Genomic DNA, 20,927 nt, shown 5'->3' with positions numbered 1-20,927 from the left:
ATGATGACGATAGAAATACTTCCAGCTCGGTTAGCCAACCAAATCGCTGCCGGTGAGGTGGTGGAGCGGCCAGCATCCGTCGTGAAAGAGCTGGTGGAAAACAGTATTGATGCAGGTGCGACGCGCATTCAAATAGACATTGAGCGTGGAGGACACAAGCTTATTCGGATCCGTGATAACGGTATCGGTATTGTTAAAGACGAGCTGATGTTGGCATTGTCTCGCCACGCGACAAGTAAACTGAAAAGTTTAGATGATCTGGAGTGTATTGCTTCGCTTGGCTTTCGAGGTGAGGCGCTGGCATCCATCAGTTCAGTATCGCGACTGACTCTGAGCTCTAAACCTCAAGCGCAAGAAACTGCTTGGCAGGCTTTCGCCGAAGGGCGAGATATGGCTGTGCAGGTTCAACCTACCGCGCACCCAGACGGCACCACGATTGAAGTCAAAGATCTGTTTTTCAACACGCCTGCACGAAGAAAGTTTTTACGCACCGAAAAAACCGAGTTTAGCCATATCGATGAGCTGGTTAAGCGTATTGCATTGAGTCGTTTTGATGTTGCCATCACGCTCACTCATAACCAAAAGGTGGTTCGCCAATATCGCCCTCGCACTATTGAAAAAGGTGTTGAGCGAGTTGCGCAAGTTGGTGGTAAAGCATTCTTACAGCAAGCAAGCTTTATCGACTCAGGGCATGAGGGACTAAGATTATTCGGTTGGGTGTTACCTGCGGGGGTCAACAACGGCACACAATATACCTACGTAAACGGTCGTATGATGCGAGATAAGCTCATCTTGCATGCGATTCGCCAAGCATTTGATGAATCAATCGGGCATGAAGAGCTTCCCGGTTTTGTCATATATCTTGAATTAGACCCGAGACAAGTTGACGTTAATGTCCATCCAGCGAAACACGAAGTTCGCTTTCATCAAGCGCGCTTGGTTCACGACTTTATTGTACAAGCAATAAAGCAGGTCGCGACGGAGCAAATTGATTTATCTTGTGCAAGCGAGACCGAGACTCAAGCACCTGATATCGCATCGCCATTATTTGCGCCTCAAGAACAGGTAGATGAAACCTATCATCAAAGTTACCGTTCAACCTTACAGCCCGAAACGCAAGCACAGACCTATTCGGCTCCAAGTGCCTTCGGCGAGCGCTCTGAGGCATCAAGAGCAGCTTCAAGTAGTGGCCGAAGTAATTATGGCGGTGCAACAGGTGGTGGCAAAAAACAGGTGAATGTAAACCAGCTCTATCAAGGGCTATCACATCAACAGATGCAGCACTTCGATCAAATTGAAGAAGCTGCATTACCGTCAAGTGAAGTAAGTAGCGCCCCGATATCCGCTAGTAAATCTAGCTGGATGCTGTTACCACAAGGTAAAGTCATACTTGAGCAAGACAATCATTTGTTGTTTGGTGATTGTAGGCAGGGGCTGTTGCCATATTGGCAAATGCAAATTGAGCAAGATGGCACATTGCAAGGCAAAGCGTTGTTGTTACCCGTGCGCATCAAGTTAGATAAAGCCGCACTGGAAGCATTACAGCAGCGTGAAACTTGGTTGGCAATTTTAGGGTTCGCGATTGAAATTTTTGATGGTCATATTTTAGTTAAAAAGTTGCCAGTGTCGCTCTATAGCATAGATGTTGGTGAAATTTCTAAGCAGATGATGGAACCAAGCTCAGATGCTGAACTCCAAGATTGGTTACAGTGGCTAGAAGTCTCAACACCCAGTAGCTATTTCGATAGCCAGCATTTTGATTTAGTTAAAGAAAAATTACTTTCAAAAGCCTCATGTTTGGCTCGTATTCATAAAAGTGCGGTTACAATTGATGCCCAGAAGTTGGTCAGTTTTTTAAGTTCGCAGTAATTCGTGCCTAAGTAGGTATTAATTACCATGTACTATCAGCTATAATACGAGATTAGTGCAGTTTATTAGTAGGTTAGATGTGAACAAGTTACCTGTCATTACCCTAATGGGACCGACAGCAGCGGGCAAAACCGCATTGGCCATAGAGTTATGCCAAGCGTTAAATACCGAAATCATCAGTGTAGACTCGGCGTTAGTGTACAAAGGGATGGATATCGGTACGGCAAAGCCGAGCGTACAAGAGCAAGCACAGGCACCACATCACCTAATTGATATTATTGATCCAGCACAAAGCTATTCGGTTGCTGAGTTTCGTGCTGATGCTATTAAACTAATTGACGATTTTCATCAGCGTGGCAAGGTGCCAATTTTAGTGGGTGGCACGATGATGTACTTTAAAGGCTTGATTGAAGGTCTGTCGCCATTACCAGAGGCTGATGCTGAAATCAGAGCGGTATTGGAGCGCGAAGCCGAACAAAAGGGTTGGCCTGCGCTGCATCAACAGTTAAAAGAGATTGACTCAGAAGCCGCGGCTAAAATCAGCGAAAACGATTCGCAACGTATCAACCGTGCTTTGGAAGTTTATCGCATTAGTGGTAAAACGATGACTCAATTGCAGCAAAGCAAACAGGATGCATTGCCGTATCAATTTCATCAATTTGCGATTGCACCAAGTGACCGAAAAGTCTTACATGAACGTATAGAGAAAAGATTTGAAATAATGTTGGATGAAGGCTTTAAAAATGAAGTTTTGGCCTTATATCAACGTAAAGATTTACACCCTGATTTGCCTTCTATTCGCTGTGTCGGATATCGGCAAATGTGGGAGTATTTAGCTGGCGAGTGCGATTATAACGAAATGGTTTTCAAAGGCGTCGCAGCGACCAGACAACTGGCGAAGCGGCAATTAACTTGGCTGAGGGGGTGGCAAGATGTGACTTGGCTTGACACCGATAGTCAAGAAAACTTGCAACGTGTTCTAACTTCGCTAAGCTAATAGTAGTTGTTAAATCAGCGTGTTCTGATTAAATCAACGACCTGACATAATAACACCTAAAACGAAGGATAAGAAAATGGCAAAAGGCCAATCTTTACAAGACCCATTTTTGAATGTCTTGCGTCGTGAGCGCATTCCTGTCTCAATTTTTTTAGTGAATGGCATTAAATTACAGGGCAAGATCCAGTCATTTGACCAATTTGTGATTTTGCTTGAAAACACAGTAAACCAAATGGTTTACAAACACGCCATCTCCACTGTGGTTCCAGCTCGTGCGGTTAACTTCCAAAATGCAACCGGAAGTGAAGCGGGCGACCAAGGTGAAGAAGGTAATTATTAATTCTTATTAGTAGGAGCTTAATGCTTGTTTGACCGTTATGAAGCCGGCGAACAGGCAGTCTTGGTTCATATAGAATTTCCTCACGAAGGAGATCGCGAAGATCTACGTGAATTGGAAATGCTAGTTTCTTCTGCTGGTGTTAGTAGTGTGGCGGTTGTGCAAGGCAGCCGTCAAGCACCACATGCAAAGTTGTTTGTCGGAACGGGTAAAGCTGAAGAAATTGCCGAGATTGTCAACATCCACAACGCAGATGTCATCATATTTAACCACCAACTCAGTCCCTCACAAGAGCGCAATTTAGAACGCGTTTGTAAGTGCCGAGTGTTAGATAGGACAACGCTGATCTTAGATATTTTCGCGCAAAGAGCCCGTACCCACGAAGGTAAATTGCAGGTTGAGCTTGCTCAGCTAAGGCATATCTCTACGCGCTTAATTCGAGGATGGACGCACTTAGAAAGGCAAAAAGGGGGGATCGGCTTACGTGGTCCTGGTGAAACCCAATTAGAAACCGATAGACGGTTACTAAGAGAGCGAATTAAGAGTATTCGTAAACGATTAGACAAGGTAGCCGTTGTGCGTGAGCAAGGGCGTCGAGCGCGTAGTCGTAACGAGATCCCAACTGTTTCTCTGGTAGGCTACACCAATGCGGGTAAATCGACGCTGTTTAACAAAATTACGGATGCGGATGTATATGCTGCGGACCAATTGTTCGCAACGCTTGATCCTACGCTAAGAAAGATCGAAATCGATGATGTTGGCCCCGTTATCTTAGCAGATACAGTAGGTTTTATTCGTCATTTACCTCATGACTTGGTAGCAGCATTTAAGGCGACTTTAACAGAGACTCGTGAGGCGGATTTACAGCTTCATGTCATCGATGTTGCAGATCCGAGAAGAAAAGAAAATATAGAACAGGTACAATTGGTTCTAGAGGAAATTGAAGCCAATGACATTCCTCAACTTTTAGTCTACAACAAAATTGATCTAATGGACGAAGTTGCGCCTAGAATAGATAGGGACGATGAAGGAAAACCGCTCAGAGTGTGGTTAAGTGCCCACTCTGGAGAAGGGATTTCGTTGTTATTCGACGCCGTTAAAGAGTTGTTGGCAAAAACCGTTTTCACAGCTGAGCTTGCCGTACCTCCTGCGCTTGGGCGCTTACGAGGTGCACTATTTGAGCTTAATGCCGTGGATGAAAAAGGCTACGACGAGCAAGGCAACTGGCTTGTTTCGGTAAGAATGCCAAAAATCGAATGGGAAAAGCTCAATAAGGAATTCGGGCGAAATCTCAATGATTTGGTTGTTGGTAGTTAAAAATCGTCAATTTCGAGCGTATTTTTATATGAGAGTCGCTCGAATTTTGTTAGATTTAACCTAATTCATTTAAATAACAATGGAGTATAGCTATGGCCTGGAACGAACCGGGTAATAATGGCAATGATAACGATCCGTGGAAAAACCGCGGGGGGCGGGATCAAGGCCCACCTGATCTAGATGAAGTATTCCGTAAATTTGGTAATAAATTCGGCGGTATTTTCGGCGGTAAGCCGGGGAAAGGTGGTAATGGCGGATTAGGCGGTGCTGGTTTCGTCTTTATACTTATTATCGCAGCCATCGTATGGGCACTAAGTGGTATTTACACGGTAAAAGAAGCTGAGCGCGGTATCGTGTTGCAATTTGGTAAATTTGACCGTATTGCTGAGCCGGGTCTGCGCTGGAAAGCCACGTTCATCGAGCGTGTTATTCCTGTAGATATTGAAGCGGTGCGTTCATTGTCGGCGTCTGGCTTTATGCTTACGGAAGACGAAAACGTCGTGAGTGTTGAGTTTGAAGTGCAATATCGTGTTGTAGATCCAACGCTTTATCGTTTCAGTGTGACCGATGCTGATCACAGCTTACAACAAGCGCTAGACAGTGCTCTACGTTACGTTGTGGGCCATTCTCGCATGGACCAAGTGTTAACTACGGGTCGTGAAGTGGTTCGTCAGCGCACTTGGGAAGAGCTAAACAGTATTATCGAACCATACAATCTTGGTTTGATTGTTACAGACGTTAACTTTAAGGACTCGCGTCCTCCTTCAGAAGTAAAAGACGCATTTGATGATGCGATTGCTGCACAAGAAGATGAAGAGCGTTTCATTCGTGAAGCAGAAGCTTATGCGAAAGAAATTGAACCGCGTGCGCGTGGTCAAGTGACTCGTATGACGCAAGAAGCAGAAGCTTATCGCGAGCGTATAATCCTTGAATCTCGAGGTGAAGTGGAGCGCTTTGAAAAGTTACTACCAGAATACCAAGCTGCGAAAGAAGTAACGCGTAAACGCTTATATATTGATACAATGGAGCAAGTTTTGGGCCGTAGCTCAAAGGTATTAGTTGATGTTGAAGGTGGTAATAACATGCTGTATCTACCACTTGATAAGATTATGCAATCCCATAACAACACTTCGTCACCAGTACGTTTGCCAAATCAGAGCGATATTGAGCAGCTTCGTAGAACGATTGAAGGTACTCAACAGCAAAATAGCTCTGTCAATTCAGGCGGTGATAGATTTAATCGCGACAGATTTGGTAACGGGAGATAATCAATATGAAGAATTTTAGTCTACTTCTATTAGTCACTGCCGTGATCATGTCGTTCTCTGGTATCTTTGTAGTAAACGAAGGTCAAAGAGCAATTGTACTGCTATTTAGCAAGGTACAAAAAGACGCGAATGGCGATGCACTGGTGTATGAACCCGGCCTTCACCTGAAGGTGCCTTTCTTTAGCCAAGTACGTAAATTAGATGCACGGATCCAAACACTTGATGGTCAACCTGATCGCTTTGTGACGAGCGAGAAGAAAGACTTGATCGTGGATTCTTACGTTAAGTGGCGCGTGAATGACTTTAGTGCTTATTACCTACGTGCGCGTGGTGATAAACAGTATGCTGAAACGCTACTTAAGCAAAAGGTGAACAACGGTCTAAGAACAAACTTCGGTTCGCGTACTATTAAAGAAATAGTATCTGGTGAACGTAGCGAGCTAATGGAAGAAGCGTTAGTTCAAGCGTCTGAAAGTGCAACTGAGCTTGGGATTGAAGTACTTGATGTCCGTGTTAAGCAAATTAACCTACCTAACGAAGTAAGTAACTCGATCTACCAGCGTATGCGTGCGGAGCGTCAAGCTGTGGCGAAAGAGCACCGTTCTGAGGGTCAAGAGAAGGCGGAGACCATCCGTGCTAATGTTGATCGTCGAGTGACAGTAATGCTTGCAGATGCTGAGCGTAATGCTCGCGCGGTTCGCGGTCAAGGTGATGCAACGGCGGCAAACATTTACGCTAAAGCATATAATAAAGACCCTGAGTTTTTCGGGTTTGTTCGTTCGCTTGAAGCATATAAAAATACCTTTAAAGATAAGAATGACGTTATGGTGTTATCACCGGATAGCAAGTTCTTTGATTATATGAAGGATGCAAAAGCTCAATAAGATGATGCTTTTGAGATGATTGTAAAACCCCGCCAGCCAGCGGGGTTTTTTATTGGCGCGATATGGCCACAACGTTAGACTATGAAATCCCACGAGTAGCCGCGATCTTTCATGCCGCAAAAAACGCACCGTAGCAGCGGATTTTATGTAGCGGAAAAACACATCGTAGCAGCGACTTTATGTCGCGAAGAAACACATCGTAGCAGCGGATTTTATGTAGCGGAAAAACACATCGTAGCAGCGACTTTATGTCGCGAAAAAATACATCGTAGCAGCGACTTTATGTCGCGAAAAAATACATCGTAGCAGCGACTTTATGTCGCGAAGAAACACACCGTAGCAGCGACTTTATATCGCGAAGAAACACATCGTAGCAGCGACTTTATGTCGCGACCAACAATAAAAAAGCGGCCAATAGGCCGCAGTTAGGAAGTGAATTGGTACTAGCCTATTAAAATTACAAAACCTTAAAACACGTACTTCACTGAAAGTTGCAGTCTATCTAAATCACCTTCGAGGCCACTTTCTGTTTCCCGAGTACCCATCTTATATTCAGCACCAAAGGTAAGCTTTTTAACGGGTGAATAAAGTAGGTTTGCGCTGTAACTCATACTTGATTTTGTCGGATCGCCAGTTACCGCCAGCAAATCGCTTTCGTTATCAGCATTAAAGAATGAGTATAAGAATGTTGAGCGGAACTGATCATTCCAGCTATGTTGGTAAGCAATAAAGCCCGACGTCGAGTCAATTGCATGTAACGAGTTACCGTCGTATACCGCACCATTAGCAACGTTCAGTCCTACATAACGACCAAGCCCTTGACCTTGGGTCAGCATAAACTTCAAGTTATTGTTGCCAAAATTAACACGACCAGATGCACTGACCCCAAATGAGCTTTCAGACTCATCAGCTCCACCGACTTTATAGGTTATTTGGCGCGCAAGTGCCGCTACCGCAATATGACCCCAATCTGCATTGTGTGTGTAACGTGCAGTGAAATCAGGCATGCTAGCGTCATCAGTGACGACACGGCCACTATCTGCAGTGGTAACCGTGCTTTCTGGGTTTTCAATAGAGAAAGACCAGTTTCCCGTGGTGTATTTAGCCATGGCTTGGCGTACGAAAACAGTGCCTTCAGCTGGACCAACGAAATCTAAAGTCTCTGGTAGCGCGCTAACATTTTGGAAGTTTGACCAAGCTTGACCGAACAAGAAGCCTTTGTGGCTCACAAAGGCTTGGCGAATACGAGGTGAGTAGGAGTTACTCACACGCTCATTGCCTCCAGATGTAGAAATAAAGTCTAGCTCGATTTTAGTCTTGATACTGCTGCCATCATCAAGCTTAGTATCGGTCCCGAAGCTAAAGCGAGATTGGCGAGCGTGCATATCAAACACAGCATCGCTATCTGAGTTAACCCCGACAGGAGTCGTACCAGGAACGTAAAAGTCTCGGCCGATATTTTGCGCACCCAGCGCGCCGTCAGAAAAGTCACTCCAAATGGCATCTAGCTTGATATAACCACCATAGTTAACTTTAGTATCGCCAATCTCAGCCGCAGTGGCAGGGAGAGCGCAGAGGCTACTGATAGCAACTGCGAGCAGTTTTTTATTAATGTTATTCGTTGTCATAATCCAGTTCCTCAATAGCTGTGCTTTGCAGTTGGCAGCAGCCGATATTCATATTAATCATCACTAACTGTTGTTTAAGGTTGGTTTTTACTCAATTACCTATTGGTCTATTAGACTAAGGTGGCATACAGTAAATGAGCGGAGGATAACGCGATCATAACGTTTGAATTAGGTACAGTCGGTAAGTTGTATGAAACTTTTACGTTTGCAGGTGTTCTACAACTAAGGTCTAATACTTAAACACCCAAGGCTGGGTGATCCTTAGGAAAAGCGTGTCTAGCAGACCTAGACCTCTAAATATAATGGAGATGACTATGTCACAGAGCATTTATCCAGTTCCTGAAAAAATCAAGAACGCAGCATTAATCAACGACGAGCAATATCAAGAACTATATCAAAAGTCGATTGATGACCCCGCAGAGTTTTGGAAAGAGCACGGTCAACGTTTAGATTGGTTCAAACCTTATAGTAAAGTTAAAAATACCTCATTTGATAAAGGCCATATCAATATTAAATGGTATGAAGACGGCGTACTAAATGCCTCTTATAACTGTATCGATAGACACCTCGAAAAGCGCGCCGATAAAGTTGCGTTGATTTGGGAAGGTGATAACCCAGAACAAACGGAAAATATTACCTACCAACAACTACACGATGAAGTCGCAAAGCTTGCCAATGGCCTCAAGAGCCTAGGAGTTGCAAAGGGTGACCGCGTCGCTATCTACATGCCGATGACTCCACAAGCAATTTATGCCATGCAGGCCTGTGCAAGAATTGGTGCTATCCATTCCGTTGTGTTTGGGGGCTTTTCACCTTCTGCGATTGCAGACCGTATTAAAGATTCTGGCGCCAAAGTTGTCATCACCTCAGATGAAGGTCGTCGCGGTGGTAATTGTGTGCCGCTTAAGGCAAATGTTGATGAAGCGGTAGCGCAAGCAGGCGTCACCACTATCGAGCATGTGGTTGTACATCAATTAACAGGAGGCGATGTTGAATGGAATGCTCACGATGTCTGGTGGCATGAATTAGTTGCTGATAAGCCAGCCGAATGTGAACCTGAAATGATGAATGCGGAAGATCCGCTCTTTATTCTTTATACCTCGGGCTCTACCGGTCAGCCGAAAGGGGTAGTGCATACTACGGGTGGATACCTAGTGTATGCATCAATGACCCATGAGTATGTATTCGACCTTCAAGAAGATGATATTTACTGGTGTAGCGCGGATGTGGGCTGGATCACAGGTCATAGTTATATTGCTTATGGTCCACTAGTAAATGGTTGTACTCAAGTTGTATTCGAAGGCGTGCCAACTTATCCAACGTCTGGTCGCATGGGTGAAATCGTTGATAAACATGGCGTTACTATCCTTTATACTGCGCCTACCGCGATCCGTGCTCTGATGGCAAAAGGTGATGAGCCAACAGCAAGTTCCAAGCGTGATAGTTTACGTATTTTGGGTTCGGTGGGTGAGCCAATTAATCCAGAGGCTTGGTCTTGGTATTATGAGCAAATTGGTAATAGTGACTGTCCTATCGTAGATACTTGGTGGCAAACCGAAACGGGCGGCATCATGATCACGCCACTACCTGGGGCTACTGCACTTAAGCCGGGTTCTGCGACCCGTCCATTCTTTGGCATTGCTCCTGCACTGTTTGACGCGGAAGGCAATACGCTGACAGGCGCGACCGAAGGTAATCTGGTGATTTTGGATAGTTGGCCTTCACAAGCCCGTACGGTTTATGGCGACCATGAGCGCTTTGAACAAACGTACTTCTCGGCGTATCCAGGCGTTTATTTTACGGGTGATGGTTGTCGCCGTGATGAAGACGGTTACTACTGGATCACTGGTCGCGTGGATGATGTACTTAACGTTTCAGGTCACCGCCTCGGTACTGCTGAAATCGAAAGTGCGTTAGTCGCTCACGAAGCGGTTGCTGAAGCGGCTGTGGTAGGCTACCCACACGACATTAAAGGCCAAGGGATATATGTCTATATCACGCCAAATGAAGGGGTAACGGTATCTGATGAGTTAACTAAAGAGGTGAGGAATTGGGTGCGTAAAGAGCTAAGCCCAATTGCAACCCCTGACATGATCCAATGGTCTCCAGGTTTACCTAAAACCCGTTCTGGTAAAATCATGCGCCGTATTTTGCGTAAGATTGCAGCCAACGAGTATCAACAGTTAGGGGATACTTCTACACTTGCCGATCCAAGTGTGGTTGATGAGTTAATCGAGAATAGATTGAATCGTTAACTGAATAACTTGAATTGCGACCTAATATAAACATACTATAACGGCTGTTATCTTTACGATAACAGCCGATTTTTTAGGAGCATAGCATGTATCAGTTTTTAATCGCGGATGATCATCCTCTATTTCGAGAGGCGCTTAAGGGGGCTCTAAAAGCGCAGTTTGAAGGACTAGAGGTATTCGAATCTGAAAACTTTGACACTACGCTCTCGGTCTTACAACAACAAGAAGAACTAGACCTACTCCTGCTCGATTTACATATGCCGGGCAATGGTGATTTATATGGACTAATTCGGATCCGTGAGGATCACCCAAGTCTTCCAGTTGTTGTGGTTTCGGGAAGCGAAGACCTTTCTATCATTTCTAAAGTGATGGGATACGGCGCGATGGGTTTTATCCCAAAAGCGGCGTCAGTAGAACAAATTACCGAAGCCATAGAGCAAGTGCTCGAAGGTGACACGTGGTTGCCTGAAGGCATGAAAGACAAAGTGGCTGAACTTGAAGGGGAGGACAAAGAGCTTGCCCAACAAGTGGCCTCGCTCACGCCGCAGCAATATAAAGTGCTACAATATTTACACGAAGGCTTGCTGAATAAGCAAATTGCCTACGAGCTAAATATTTCAGAGGCAACGGTGAAAGCACATATCACCGCTATCTTCAGAAAGTTGGGTGTCTATAATCGTACTCAAGCCGTATTGATTGCTTCAAAACTACAACTAGAACCTATCGAAGCGAGTGACTAATTTCGCATCATTGCTTGCAAGGTGCTTACCTTGCAAGCAATGATGCTTTAGCTTAACTCTTTAAACGCCTGACTTAGTCCCTCTATTGTTAGCGGATACATTCTGTCTTGCATTAATTGATTTATTAGCTCTATCGAATGGTAATAAGACCAATAGCTTTGCGGCTGAGGGTTAAGCCAAGCCACCTTACTAAAGTGATTGGTTAAACGATTCAGCCAAGTAGCACCTGCTTCTTGATTCCAATGCTCTACGCTACCTCCGGGATAGGTGATTTCATAGGGGCCCATTGTCGCGTCACCAACAAATATTAGTCGATAGTCTGAACCGTAACGGTTAATTAGCTGATAAGTATCAAGCAATTCGCTGTCACGACGGTCATTATCGTGCCAAACATGTTCGTACACACAATTATGAAAGTAAAAAAACTCGAGGTGCTTAAATTCACTGTGTGCGGCACTGAAGAGTTGTTCACAAAGCTGGATATGGTCATCCATAGAGCCGCCAATATCAAACAGCATCAATACCTTCACTGAGTTATGTCGCTCAGGAGCCATTTTCACATCCAGCATGCCGCCTTGTCTTGCGGTAGCGCGAATGGTTTCATTAAGATCGAGCTGATCGCTTGCTCCACTGCGCGCAAATTTACGCAATTGCTTGAGTGCAAGCTTAATATTGCGGCTGCTGATGTCGGTATTACTGTCAAGATTGCGATACTGCCGTTTATCCCAGACTTTTACTGCTCTGCGATGGCGATTTCCATCTTGGCCAATGCGGATCCCTTCAGGATTATAGCCGTAAGCGCCAAAAGGCGAAGTGCCTCCTGTACCAACCCATTTATTGCCGCCTGCGTGACGTTTTTGTTGCTCAGCCAAGCGTGCTTTCAACGTTTCAAGGAGCTTATCGAGTCCACCCATGGCGTTAAGTTTGGCTTTTTCTTCTTCAGACAGCGACTTCTCAAACTCTTTACGCAACCAATCCTCAGGCAATTGCTGCTGTTGAAGTTGTGAGAAGAGATCAATTGACTCTATTCCCTCAAAGTAATCAGCAAACGCACGGTCGAATTTATCAAACAAGGTTTCATCTTTCACGAAGATGGTTTTTGCCAAAAAGTAAAAGCCGTCCAGATCGGCAAAGCAAACTTCTTTATCCAGCGCCTCTAAACAGTCTAGTAATTCGCGCAGGCTCGCTTTGATACCGTAACGTCTAAGCGTGAGTACAAAATCGATGAGCATGATCAGCGGCGGCTCATAAAGGCAAGTTTCTCAACCAAAGAAACATCTTGCTCGTTTTTAAGTAGCGCACCAAATAACGGCATTAGGCCACCTTGGTTAGATTTGTCATGCAACGCGTCAGGGGAAATATCTTCCGCTAATAATAGTTTTAGCCAGTCGAGTAATTCACTCGTGCTTGGCTTTTTCTTTAGGTTTGGTGTGTCGCGTAATTGGAAAAAGCTTTCGAGTGCTCGTTGTACTAAATTTGCTTTAATATGTGGAAAATGCACGTCTACAATCTGCTGCATCTCTTCTTTGCTCGGAAAGTCGATGTAGTGGAAAAAGCAGCGGCGTAAAAAGGCATCTGGTAGCTCTTTTTCATTGTTTGAAGTGATAATAACGATGGGGCGCACCTTTGCCTTTATTTGCTCGTTAGTTTCGTAGACATGAAACTCCATTTTATCGAGTTCTAACAGCAGATCATTGGGGAATTCAATATCGGCTTTGTCGATTTCATCAATCAGCAGAACGGGGCGCTTTGTGGCGCTAAATGCCTGCCACAGCTTACCTTTGATGATGTAATTGCCAACGTCATTAACGCGAGGATCGCCAAGTTGACTGTCGCGTAAACGCGAGACCGCATCGTATTCGTACAGGCCTTGCTGGGCTTTGGTTGTTGACTTTATATGCCATTGGATTAGTTCGGTATCTAAACTTTTTGCCAATTCTTCGGCGAGTAAGGTCTTGCCTGTACCAGGTTCACCTTTAATGAGGAGTGGTTTTTCTAAAACGATGGCCGCATTCACGGCCTGTTGTAGAGCAGAGGTAGCAATATATTGATCAGTACCTTTAAACATAGTTCAACTTCTTGTGGTCAGATGAGATAGGCTCATCTTGCCACAATCAGCTTTTCGCTGCCAACCCTGCTTCGGTTTCGATTAAGGTAAAGCGAGGCACCGCTTCGCCTTCGACCATAACGTCTTCTAAAAACATTTCAAGTGGTCGAACCCAAAAGCTCATATCTCCATATAGGGTTTGATAAACCACTTGCTTCTCTTGCGTTTCACTGTGCGTTGCCAAGGCGTGCACTCGATATAATTTTCCTTTGTAGTGGCGGTAAATTCCAGGTGTGATATCCACTAATTCAAGCTCCAAAAAATAAAAGCCGTACGTGACGGGCTGAAATGTTATAATCCGTGCCATTAAGACTGAAGGTGTTTAAAGATGAATTATATTGCGCTGGACGATTATAAGAAAGCTTGGGTTTTCAAACATAAAGATCTTCCAATCGAAGAATCCGACCTGGCATTGATAAAACCAATGTCAGCGGCGCGCGCTGCGGTGCTTTGGAGCACTATGGTAAGCAACGAAAAAGATCACCCTGATTTCTTTGATAAAACTGACTGGGTTGGTAAAGCGGACTCATGGCAAGAAACCCTCAATTGGGAGCAGCCGTGGGAAGCTGGAGAAGCATTTCCTGAAACTATCGAGCAATTTCTTGATTGGCAAGCTAATACTACCGTGTATTTTTGTCTCTCTCGAGATGATGTGATCGAGACCCGCTTTGACGTGTTTAAGCGATGTTGGCAGAACTTTATGTTTTTGACTGACGGTAGTTTCTTAATAGGAAAAAAACGCAGTTCGGTAGTACAATTTATGGCTGAGGGGCAAGCAAAATTAGGAACCAAGCCGTAAGCAAGTACAACTGAGCAGTTTGCTTTGATTTGAAACATGGCTAGTGTATAAAGGATGTACACCAGTCTACTAAAGTAGATTGCATTGACGGGAGGCGTTTTGGAGCAACAGCAAAATACAATCTGGTATGACGAAGCATCTCGCCTTGTATTTGCCGAGCTTGTAAACGTATTTTATGCCAGAGAGTTGCCGAAACTTGCTGAACTCTCCGATCATACTCGCCTTCAGCGTTTGTTAAACAGCCTGCCGTATTATGTTGAGCGCGCGGCCACACATATTATTCATGGTGATGTCCCGCTTGAGCTAGATAGTTTCAATGGATGTTGGTTAGCAAAGCAAAAATCACAGCCTAAATGTGATGACGCTGCCAACGCAGCATTTTTTACTACTAAGGTGAAAGTGGGGCTGGTGGTTCCCGTGCTATATGCAGACTCGACGGGGACAACCGTGAGGCTCGATAGTGTTGACCAAGTGGGTGAGGCTGACAAATTGCACTGCAACCAATTTGGCTGGTTTAGTGTTAGTGGCAATAGCTTACAAGCAAGTGATGAAGCGCGTGTACAACTGCTAAAACCGACGAAAGCGTTAATGACAGCTGCCTGTTGTGGCCATTCTTGGCACTTTGGCAAGGCGGTAGTACCACGAAGGCTGACGCTAAGGGAAATGCTACTTGCCAGTGCAATTAATTGGCCACAAGTACAAAAAACAAAAACGAGTCAACGATCCTAATCGACTCAAAAAACAGAAGTTTGGATTAAGCAATGCGATTTTTTCAGTTAGCGCTGTTGGTTTTAGCGCTATTTATTCAGTACAGACTTTGGTTCGGCCACAACGGCGTGGAGGACTACACTCGGATAAAATCCGTGGTTAAATCGCACCAAGAAACCAATGCCAACCTCAGTAAACGAAATAAACTATTAAAAGCGGATATCGAAGATTTAAAACTCGGCCTTGAAGGTGTTGAGGAGCGCGCTCGTCATGAGCTTGGCATGATTAAGCCTGGCGAAACTTTTATCCGTGTATTACCGAAAGTACCTCATGAAAAGAAACGATAAACTTGCAGTCGTCATCCCCGCAGCTGGGGTTGGCAGTCGTATGCAGGCGCAGATGCCTAAACAATATATTCCACTATTAGGTAAACCGATCTTAGTACATACACTGGAAAAACTAGCCGGACTTGAGTGCGTCAATCAATTTATGGTTGCCGTTTCCAAAGAAGATGGATATTTTTCATCGGCGTTACTACCTGATAGCCGTTTTAGCTACTGTGAAGGTGGACAAGAACGTGCCGACTCCGTTTTATTGGCGCTAAAAGCGTTAGCACCAAGTTGCCCTGACTGGGTGTTAGTTCATGATGCGGCTCGACCTTTAGTTGCGCTGGACGATATTCATCAGCTGATTTCACAATGTATAGATCAACAGCAAGGTGGCATACTGGCTGCCAAGGTTAAAGATACCATCAAACGCGGTGCGGAGTTGGTACAGGAGACCGTACCTAGAGCGTCGTTATGGCAGGCTTTTACGCCTCAAATGTTTAGGTATGAAGAGTTATTGGCTGCGCTGGAGCTTGGACTTTCTCAAGGTGCAAATATCACAGATGAAGCATCAGCGATGGAATTACAAAATCAGCCAGTCCAACTCATTGCCGCGCGTACAGATAACATTAAGATCACAACGCCGGAGGATTTACCTCTGGCGGAGTTTATAATTCAACAACAAGGTAAACAGCATGATTAGAATTGGCCACGGATTTGATGTTCATAAATTTGGTGGAGCTGGCCCATTGACGATTTGTGGGGAAAAAATTCCTTACGAACAGGGGTTTATTGCTCACTCCGATGGTGATGTGGCAATTCATGCATTGTGTGATGCCTTGTTGGGAGCGCTTGCGCTGGGAGATATTGGTAAGCACTTTCCTGATACCGCGAGTGAATTTGAAAATATCGACAGTCGTATTTTATTACGCCGCGTGATGGAACAAGTGAAAGCGCTTGGCTATCAAATAGGCAATATCGACATCACGATTGTCGCGCAAGCACCAAAAATGCGACCACATATTGATGCGATGCGCGGTAAAATCGCAAACGACTGTGAAGCGCAGCTGGAGCAAGTTAATGTTAAAGCAACCACTACTGAAAAGCTGGGTTTTGAGGGACGTAAGGAAGGGATCTCAAGCCATGCTGTGGTGCTATTGGTAAAAGCATGAAGACACTAAATTATCTTTACGGCAAACCGTTATCTGATGGCGATTATAAGTCACAACCAGAAGACTTTAGAGTCGAAGAAATTTTAGATATTCCTTTTACTGGCGAAGGTGAGCACGTTTGCTTGCAGATCATAAAAAAGGGAGAAAACACTGCATTTGTCGCTAAAAAGCTTGCAGAATTTGCTCAAATTTCACCGCGAGATGTCAGTTATGCAGGAATTAAAGACAGACACGGCGTATGTACGCAGTGGTTTAGTGTGCCGGTGCCAATTAAAAAGTCGGTAGATTTTAGTGCATTAAATAGTGACTCTATTTTTGTGGTGCAACAAATACGGCACAATCGAAAGTTAAAAACAGGCTGTCATAAGGGCAATCGCTTTGCCATTACCCTCAGAAACGTGACTGCTCCACTTGATATTCTGTCGCGTATTAATGCCGTACGCCAAGGGGTTCCTAATTATTTTGGAGAACAACGTTTTGGTCATGATGGCCACAACTTAGCCATGGCAGATAGGTTATTTGACGGCGAAAAGATCCGCGATAAAAAGCTCAGAGGGCTGGTGCTTTCAGCCGCCCGCTCTCATCTGTTTAACGAAGTCGTCAGTCGCCGCGTGGCAGAGCATGGTTTGGCAACGACTTGGCATCGTGAAATCTTTTTACTGAGCGGTAGTAACGCCTTTTTTGATTCAGAAATTGATTGCGAGCTCATCGAACGGTTACTGAATGGCGACATTTTGCTTTCGGCGCCATTGGTTGGCAAAGGTGAAAAGGGCTTGTTGCCGCAAGAGCGTGAATGGTTGGCTCCTTTCGCTAAATGGCACGAAGGGTTGGCTGAATTTGGGATGAAAAATGAGCGTAGAGCGCTTAGATTAATACCCGAAGCACTTAAAGTGAGTATGGCTGACAACAGTACGCTCACCCTAGAATTCAGTTTACCAAAAGGAACTTTTGCCACGGCGCTGCTCAGAGAGCTTGTTAATCATAAAGATGCCAGTAAAAAGTTTAATAAACATGAAGAGTCGATACAGCAGTGAGATACTCATTGTCTAACAAGAAAAAGAGGTGAAATATGAAGATCCTATTGAGTAATGACGATGGTGTTCACGCCAAGGGTATTGCTATCTTGTATCAAGCGTTATCACAAATCGCGGACGTAACCGTCATTGGTCCAGATAGAAACTGTAGCGGTGCGAGTAACTCGTTAACCTTATTAAACCCGCTCAGAGCGACTACGCTAGATAATGGTTTTATCTCCGTGAATGGCACGCCCACCGACTGTGTTCACCTTGGAGTGAACAAACTGATGGATGAATTGCCGGATTTAGTCGTTGCAGGGATCAACAATGGCGCTAACCTTGGCGATGATACGCTGTACTCTGGCACTGTTGCGGCGGCCACTGAAGGTCGACATGTGGGCTTGCCTGCGATTGCCGTTTCTCTTTGCTCTAAAAATGAAGCCCACTACGAAACTGCAGCGCATGTCACGGTAGAGATCATTAAAAAGCTTGCAAACCACCCGCTACCAAAAGACCAAATCATTAATATCAACGTCCCTGATATTCCATTAAGTGACTTAAAAGGGATTAAAGTCACTCGACTAGGCTCACGTCATAAAGCGGATACCATGACCGAACAAATCGACCCATGGGGCCGAAGTGTGTACTGGTATGGCACGTTAGGTCATGAAAGTGACGCTGGTGAAGGCACGGATTTTCATGCTGTAAACAATGGTTATGCCGCTATCACACCGCTCAAGGTGGATATGACGGCTTACGAGAGCTTAGATGCTGTGGCGAGCTGGTTATCTTAAGAGGCGTATGTGCTGAATAATTATCAGGGCAGTGCCAACGCGCTGGTGGAACTGCTAACACAGCAAGGCGTAGAAGATAAAATGGTACTCAATGCCATCGCTAACACGCCTAGACACTTGTTTGTCGATGAAGTGCTTAAACATAAGTCATATGAAAATACTGCACTTCCTATCGGTCAAGGGCAAACGATATCACAACCTTTTATCGTCGCTAAAATGACTGAAGTGTTAAAACAAGTGGGTGTTAAAGGGCGCATTTTGGAAGTGGGGACGGGCTCTGGTTATCAGACCGCCATACTGGCACAAGTGTTTGAACAGGTTTTTAGCATCGAGCGGATCAAGTCGCTGCAGTGGCAAGCGCGCAGAAGGCTGCATTTGCTGGATTTATACAATGTTACCATGAAACATGGTGACGGTTGGAAGGGCTGGGCTTCAAAAGCGCCCTTTGCGGGGATCATTGTTACAGCCGCTGCACAATCAGTTCCAGATGATTTGTTGACGCAACTAGAAGATGGCGGTGCCATGGTCATTCCAATTGGGATTGAAGAGCAAATACTCACGTTATTTGTTAAACAAGGTGAGCAGTTTATTCGCCATGCTCTAGCTCCCGTGCGCTTTGTGCCTTTAATCGCTGGCGAAGTCGGTTAATTTGCTGGTTTTAAAAACAACTCCATAAAATATAACTATTTTTCCAGTAGAATGTGAAAACCAAGCAAAATTAAGTTAGATTGATATGATAGTCGTTGATAGTAGCACTGGAAAATATAAGTAATGCGCAAGTCTCAGGTCATCATATCGATTTATTTAAGCGGCCTGCTTGTTGCCTGTTCGTCGAATCATACGCCTGCACCTGTAACAACTTTATACTCTGGTAAGACCACCTCGTCACATAAAATTAATATTAACGGAAGCAGTTACAAAGTAAAAAAAGGCGATACTTTATTTGCAATTGCATTTAGCGCGAACAAAGATGTAAGAACACTTGCGAAAATCAATAAAATTAAGCCTCCGTACACGATCTATCCCAATCAGATCATTCGTCTAGAATATCCCAGAAATAAAAACAAAAAGAACATAAAATACACGAAAGTAAACCACAAGTCTCAGTCTTTAAAACAAAAAAGTAACAAAACCTCCAAAAAAGAGCTTGATAAGCCAAATCAACGAGAGTATGTTCAAAGACAAGCCACACAAAAATCTAGTAGTACCAAGGCTTTGTATAATAATAAGGTACTATGGAAATGGCCTGCTGAAGGCAAGGTGACTCGTCACTTCTCTGTTAAAGAGAATGGTTATAAGGGATTGGAGATCTCAAATAAACTGGGCACTTCAGTTAAGGCTGCTGCTGGCGGTGTAGTTGTATATGCAGGGAGTGCGTTGCGTGGGTATGGCAATTTAATCATTCTGAAACATACAGATGATTATCTAAGTGCGTATGCCCACAACGCTAAGTTACTCGTCAGAGAACAGCAAAAAGTTAAAGTTGGGGAAAAAATTGCCGAAATGGGTAGTACAGATGCTTCTAAGACGGCGCTTAGGTTTGAGATCCGTTTTAAAGGTCAAGCTGTAAACCCGGCAAAATACTTGCCATAAAGTAATGCGAGTACATCGATTGGTTCGAGTACCCTTACTTTTATTCGCTTGGGGAGAATACTTATGGCTCACACTGCAAAATTACCTACAAAATCTACTCCTGAGTTAGACAAGCTCGAAGATGATAATATTGACGAACCGAAAGACGAATTACTTGAAGACCTCGAAGACGACGAAGAAGTTTTTGCCAAAGAAGAAGTGGTTAAAAACTTAGATGCCACTCAACTCTATTTAGGTGAAATTGGATTTTCCCCACTGCTCAGTGCAGAAGAAGAAGTTTACTTTGCGCGTAAAGCGTTAAAGGGATGTGAAGCCTCACGTAAACGGATGATAGAGAGTAACTTGAGATTAGTGGTTAAAATCGCTCGTCGTTATAACAACCGTGGTTTGGCATTACTTGACCTCATTGAAGAAGGTAACTTAGGTCTGATAAGAGCTGTAGAAAAGTTTGATCCGGAACGTGGATTTAGATTTTCTACTTATGCAACTTGGTGGATCCGTCAAACCATCGAACGCGCTATCATGAACCAAACTCGTACCATTCGTTTGCCAATTCATGTTGTCAAAGAGCTCAACGTTTACCTACGTACAGCACGTGAATTGACGCAAAAGTTGGATCATGAACCTACCGCAGAAGAAATCGCTGAATGTCTCGACAAACCTGTCGAAGAGGTCAGCAAGATGCTGCGTCTGAACGAAAAGATCACTTCGGTTGATACGCCTATTGGTGGTGAAAATGACAAAGCACTGCTCGATATAATCGCGGATGAAAAGGGCGGTGGTCCAGAAACCGAAGTGCAGAGCAACGATATTAATAAGCACATTGTTGATTGGCTTGGAGAGTTAAATCCAAAACAGCGAGAAGTGCTAGCGAGACGCTTTGGTCTGCTCGGTTATGAGCCGTCTACGCTTGAAGATGTTGGCCGCGAAATCGGGCTAACGAGAGAGCGTGTAAGGCAAATTCAAGTTGAGGCATTGAGACGCTTGAAGGATATTTTACAACACGAAGGGTTAAGTACCGACAGCCTATTCGAGCAACAGTAATACTTTAATCAGTTAATGAAAAAGCCGCAATATGCGGCTTTTTTAATTTTTGCAGTGGTATAAAACCAACCAA

The 20,927-nt window shown here is 44.5% G+C and carries 22 protein-coding genes; 18 read left to right on the top strand and 4 right to left on the bottom strand.

Annotation, left to right across the window (positions count from 1 at the left end; translation table 11 throughout):
- The first annotated feature begins 3 nt into the window (after positions 1-3).
- The 6 genes from mutL (at position 4) to hflC (ending at position 6,672) form a co-directional block, all read left to right on the top strand.
- Positions 4-1,869: a DNA mismatch repair endonuclease MutL gene (gene mutL / locus L3V43_RS18350; protein WP_237117149.1), complete on the top strand. Its 1,866-nt coding sequence runs from the start codon at positions 4-6 to the stop codon at positions 1,867-1,869.
- A gap of 106 nt (positions 1,870-1,975) precedes the next feature.
- Positions 1,976-2,866 (top strand): tRNA (adenosine(37)-N6)-dimethylallyltransferase MiaA, encoded by an 891-nt coding sequence (gene miaA / locus L3V43_RS18345; RefSeq protein ID WP_237117150.1) that lies wholly within the window; start codon positions 1,976-1,978, stop codon positions 2,864-2,866.
- Between the two features lie 76 nt (positions 2,867-2,942).
- Complete coding sequence (hfq, locus tag L3V43_RS18340) at positions 2,943-3,206, top strand: RNA chaperone Hfq (RefSeq protein WP_010377383.1); 264 nt, start codon at positions 2,943-2,945, stop codon at positions 3,204-3,206.
- 24 nt (positions 3,207-3,230) lie between these two features.
- Entirely contained in the window at positions 3,231-4,520 is a 1,290-nt protein-coding gene (gene hflX, locus L3V43_RS18335; protein ID WP_237117117.1) for a ribosome rescue GTPase HflX, read from the top strand.
- Positions 4,521-4,612: 92 nt separating this feature from the next.
- The gene (gene hflK / locus L3V43_RS18330; protein WP_237117118.1) at positions 4,613-5,788 is read left to right on the top strand and encodes an FtsH protease activity modulator HflK; all 1,176 of its coding nucleotides are present in this window, start codon (positions 4,613-4,615) and stop codon (positions 5,786-5,788) included.
- Between the two features lie 5 nt (positions 5,789-5,793).
- Positions 5,794-6,672: a protease modulator HflC gene (gene hflC, locus L3V43_RS18325; protein ID WP_010377388.1), complete on the top strand. Its 879-nt coding sequence runs from the start codon at positions 5,794-5,796 to the stop codon at positions 6,670-6,672.
- Positions 6,673-7,139: 467 nt separating this feature from the next.
- Here the strand turns inward: hflC and L3V43_RS18320 are convergent, their stop codons facing one another.
- A complete protein-coding gene (locus tag L3V43_RS18320) occupies positions 7,140-8,300 on the bottom strand; it encodes a DcaP family trimeric outer membrane transporter (RefSeq protein ID WP_237117119.1) in 1,161 nt (386 codons plus the stop codon).
- 314 nt (positions 8,301-8,614) lie between these two features.
- On the opposite strand from L3V43_RS18320, the gene acs reads away from it, so the two are divergent.
- Complete coding sequence (gene acs, locus L3V43_RS18315) at positions 8,615-10,555, top strand: acetate--CoA ligase (RefSeq protein WP_102056155.1); 1,941 nt, start codon at positions 8,615-8,617, stop codon at positions 10,553-10,555.
- Between the two features lie 86 nt (positions 10,556-10,641).
- On the top strand, positions 10,642-11,295 hold the full coding sequence (locus tag L3V43_RS18310; RefSeq protein WP_010605647.1) for a response regulator transcription factor: 654 nt from the start codon (positions 10,642-10,644) through the stop codon (positions 11,293-11,295).
- A gap of 47 nt (positions 11,296-11,342) precedes the next feature.
- On the opposite strand, the gene L3V43_RS18305 is transcribed toward L3V43_RS18310, so the two are convergent.
- Genes L3V43_RS18305 through L3V43_RS18295 form a run of 3 tightly spaced genes read right to left on the bottom strand, consistent with a single transcriptional unit; the run spans position 11,343 to position 13,646 of the window.
- Complete coding sequence (locus L3V43_RS18305) at positions 11,343-12,527, bottom strand: VWA domain-containing protein (protein WP_010605646.1); 1,185 nt, start codon at positions 12,525-12,527, stop codon at positions 11,343-11,345.
- A 2-nt stretch (positions 12,528-12,529) separates the two neighbouring features.
- Complete coding sequence (locus tag L3V43_RS18300; protein WP_010605645.1) at positions 12,530-13,363, bottom strand: MoxR family ATPase; 834 nt, start codon at positions 13,361-13,363, stop codon at positions 12,530-12,532.
- Between the two features lie 46 nt (positions 13,364-13,409).
- Positions 13,410-13,646 carry a DUF1653 domain-containing protein gene (locus tag L3V43_RS18295; RefSeq protein WP_010377401.1) on the bottom strand — a complete coding sequence of 79 codons (237 nt, stop codon included), beginning with the start codon at positions 13,644-13,646 and terminating at the stop codon, positions 13,410-13,412.
- An 84-nt stretch (positions 13,647-13,730) separates the two neighbouring features.
- On the opposite strand from L3V43_RS18295, the gene L3V43_RS18290 reads away from it, so the two are divergent.
- From L3V43_RS18290 to rpoS, 10 genes are all read left to right on the top strand, one after another.
- Positions 13,731-14,201, top strand: coding sequence for a DUF2947 domain-containing protein (locus L3V43_RS18290; protein ID WP_045962078.1), 471 nt, complete (start codon positions 13,731-13,733; stop codon positions 14,199-14,201).
- Between the two features lie 84 nt (positions 14,202-14,285).
- Positions 14,286-14,930 (top strand): hypothetical protein, encoded by a 645-nt coding sequence (locus L3V43_RS18285; protein ID WP_010605643.1) that lies wholly within the window; start codon positions 14,286-14,288, stop codon positions 14,928-14,930.
- Between the two features lie 32 nt (positions 14,931-14,962).
- Positions 14,963-15,256: a cell division protein FtsB gene (gene ftsB / locus L3V43_RS18280; RefSeq protein WP_010605642.1), complete on the top strand. Its 294-nt coding sequence runs from the start codon at positions 14,963-14,965 to the stop codon at positions 15,254-15,256.
- Entirely contained in the window at positions 15,240-15,938 is a 699-nt protein-coding gene (gene ispD / locus L3V43_RS18275; protein ID WP_211867882.1) for a 2-C-methyl-D-erythritol 4-phosphate cytidylyltransferase, read from the top strand. The genes ftsB and ispD overlap by 17 nt, the downstream gene beginning before the upstream one ends.
- Positions 15,931-16,407: a 2-C-methyl-D-erythritol 2,4-cyclodiphosphate synthase gene (gene ispF / locus L3V43_RS18270; RefSeq protein WP_102056158.1), complete on the top strand. Its 477-nt coding sequence runs from the start codon at positions 15,931-15,933 to the stop codon at positions 16,405-16,407. Before ispD ends, ispF begins: the two co-directional genes overlap by 8 nt.
- Positions 16,404-17,441: a tRNA pseudouridine(13) synthase TruD gene (locus L3V43_RS18265; protein WP_010605638.1), complete on the top strand. Its 1,038-nt coding sequence runs from the start codon at positions 16,404-16,406 to the stop codon at positions 17,439-17,441. The genes ispF and L3V43_RS18265 overlap by 4 nt, the downstream gene beginning before the upstream one ends.
- Before the next feature lie 35 nt (positions 17,442-17,476).
- The gene (gene surE / locus L3V43_RS18260) at positions 17,477-18,217 is read left to right on the top strand and encodes a 5'/3'-nucleotidase SurE (RefSeq protein ID WP_010377409.1); all 741 of its coding nucleotides are present in this window, start codon (positions 17,477-17,479) and stop codon (positions 18,215-18,217) included.
- Between the two features lie 9 nt (positions 18,218-18,226).
- A complete protein-coding gene (locus L3V43_RS18255) occupies positions 18,227-18,865 on the top strand; it encodes a protein-L-isoaspartate(D-aspartate) O-methyltransferase (RefSeq protein WP_010605637.1) in 639 nt (212 codons plus the stop codon).
- Between the two features lie 123 nt (positions 18,866-18,988).
- Positions 18,989-19,810 (top strand): peptidoglycan DD-metalloendopeptidase family protein, encoded by an 822-nt coding sequence (locus L3V43_RS18250; protein WP_102056159.1) that lies wholly within the window; start codon positions 18,989-18,991, stop codon positions 19,808-19,810.
- Positions 19,811-19,873: 63 nt separating this feature from the next.
- Positions 19,874-20,854 carry an RNA polymerase sigma factor RpoS gene (gene rpoS, locus L3V43_RS18245; protein ID WP_010605635.1) on the top strand — a complete coding sequence of 327 codons (981 nt, stop codon included), beginning with the start codon at positions 19,874-19,876 and terminating at the stop codon, positions 20,852-20,854.
- Positions 20,855-20,927 lie beyond the last annotated feature (73 nt).

The sequence above is a fragment of the Pseudoalteromonas sp. L23 genome, assembly GCF_021728455.1.
In the GTDB taxonomy this organism is placed as follows: domain Bacteria; phylum Pseudomonadota; class Gammaproteobacteria; order Enterobacterales; family Alteromonadaceae; genus Pseudoalteromonas.
This window is presented reverse-complemented; position numbering and strand designations above follow the sequence as displayed.

Excerpts from the sequence above, each read along its gene's own strand:
- mutL (WP_237117149.1), top strand. The coding sequence starts at position 4 with ATGACGATAGAAATACTTCCAGCTCGGTTAGCCAACCAAATCGCTGCC.
- miaA (WP_237117150.1), top strand. The coding sequence starts at position 1,976 with ATGGGACCGACAGCAGCGGGCAAAACCGCATTGGCCATAGAGTTATGC.
- hfq (WP_010377383.1), top strand. The coding sequence starts at position 2,943 with ATGGCAAAAGGCCAATCTTTACAAGACCCATTTTTGAATGTCTTGCGT.
- hflK (WP_237117118.1), top strand. The coding sequence starts at position 4,613 with ATGGCCTGGAACGAACCGGGTAATAATGGCAATGATAACGATCCGTGG.
- hflC (WP_010377388.1), top strand. The coding sequence starts at position 5,794 with ATGAAGAATTTTAGTCTACTTCTATTAGTCACTGCCGTGATCATGTCG.
- L3V43_RS18320 (WP_237117119.1), bottom strand. The coding sequence starts at position 8,300 with ATGACAACGAATAACATTAATAAAAAACTGCTCGCAGTTGCTATCAGT.
- acs (WP_102056155.1), top strand. The coding sequence starts at position 8,615 with ATGTCACAGAGCATTTATCCAGTTCCTGAAAAAATCAAGAACGCAGCA.
- L3V43_RS18310 (WP_010605647.1), top strand. The coding sequence starts at position 10,642 with ATGTATCAGTTTTTAATCGCGGATGATCATCCTCTATTTCGAGAGGCG.
- L3V43_RS18305 (WP_010605646.1), bottom strand. The coding sequence starts at position 12,527 with ATGCTCATCGATTTTGTACTCACGCTTAGACGTTACGGTATCAAAGCG.
- L3V43_RS18300 (WP_010605645.1), bottom strand. The coding sequence starts at position 13,363 with ATGTTTAAAGGTACTGATCAATATATTGCTACCTCTGCTCTACAACAG.
- L3V43_RS18290 (WP_045962078.1), top strand. The coding sequence starts at position 13,731 with ATGAATTATATTGCGCTGGACGATTATAAGAAAGCTTGGGTTTTCAAA.
- ftsB (WP_010605642.1), top strand. The coding sequence starts at position 14,963 with ATGCGATTTTTTCAGTTAGCGCTGTTGGTTTTAGCGCTATTTATTCAG.
- ispD (WP_211867882.1), top strand. The coding sequence starts at position 15,240 with ATGAAAAGAAACGATAAACTTGCAGTCGTCATCCCCGCAGCTGGGGTT.
- ispF (WP_102056158.1), top strand. The coding sequence starts at position 15,931 with ATGATTAGAATTGGCCACGGATTTGATGTTCATAAATTTGGTGGAGCT.
- L3V43_RS18265 (WP_010605638.1), top strand. The coding sequence starts at position 16,404 with ATGAAGACACTAAATTATCTTTACGGCAAACCGTTATCTGATGGCGAT.
- surE (WP_010377409.1), top strand. The coding sequence starts at position 17,477 with ATGAAGATCCTATTGAGTAATGACGATGGTGTTCACGCCAAGGGTATT.
- L3V43_RS18250 (WP_102056159.1), top strand. The coding sequence starts at position 18,989 with ATGCGCAAGTCTCAGGTCATCATATCGATTTATTTAAGCGGCCTGCTT.
- rpoS (WP_010605635.1), top strand. The coding sequence starts at position 19,874 with ATGGCTCACACTGCAAAATTACCTACAAAATCTACTCCTGAGTTAGAC.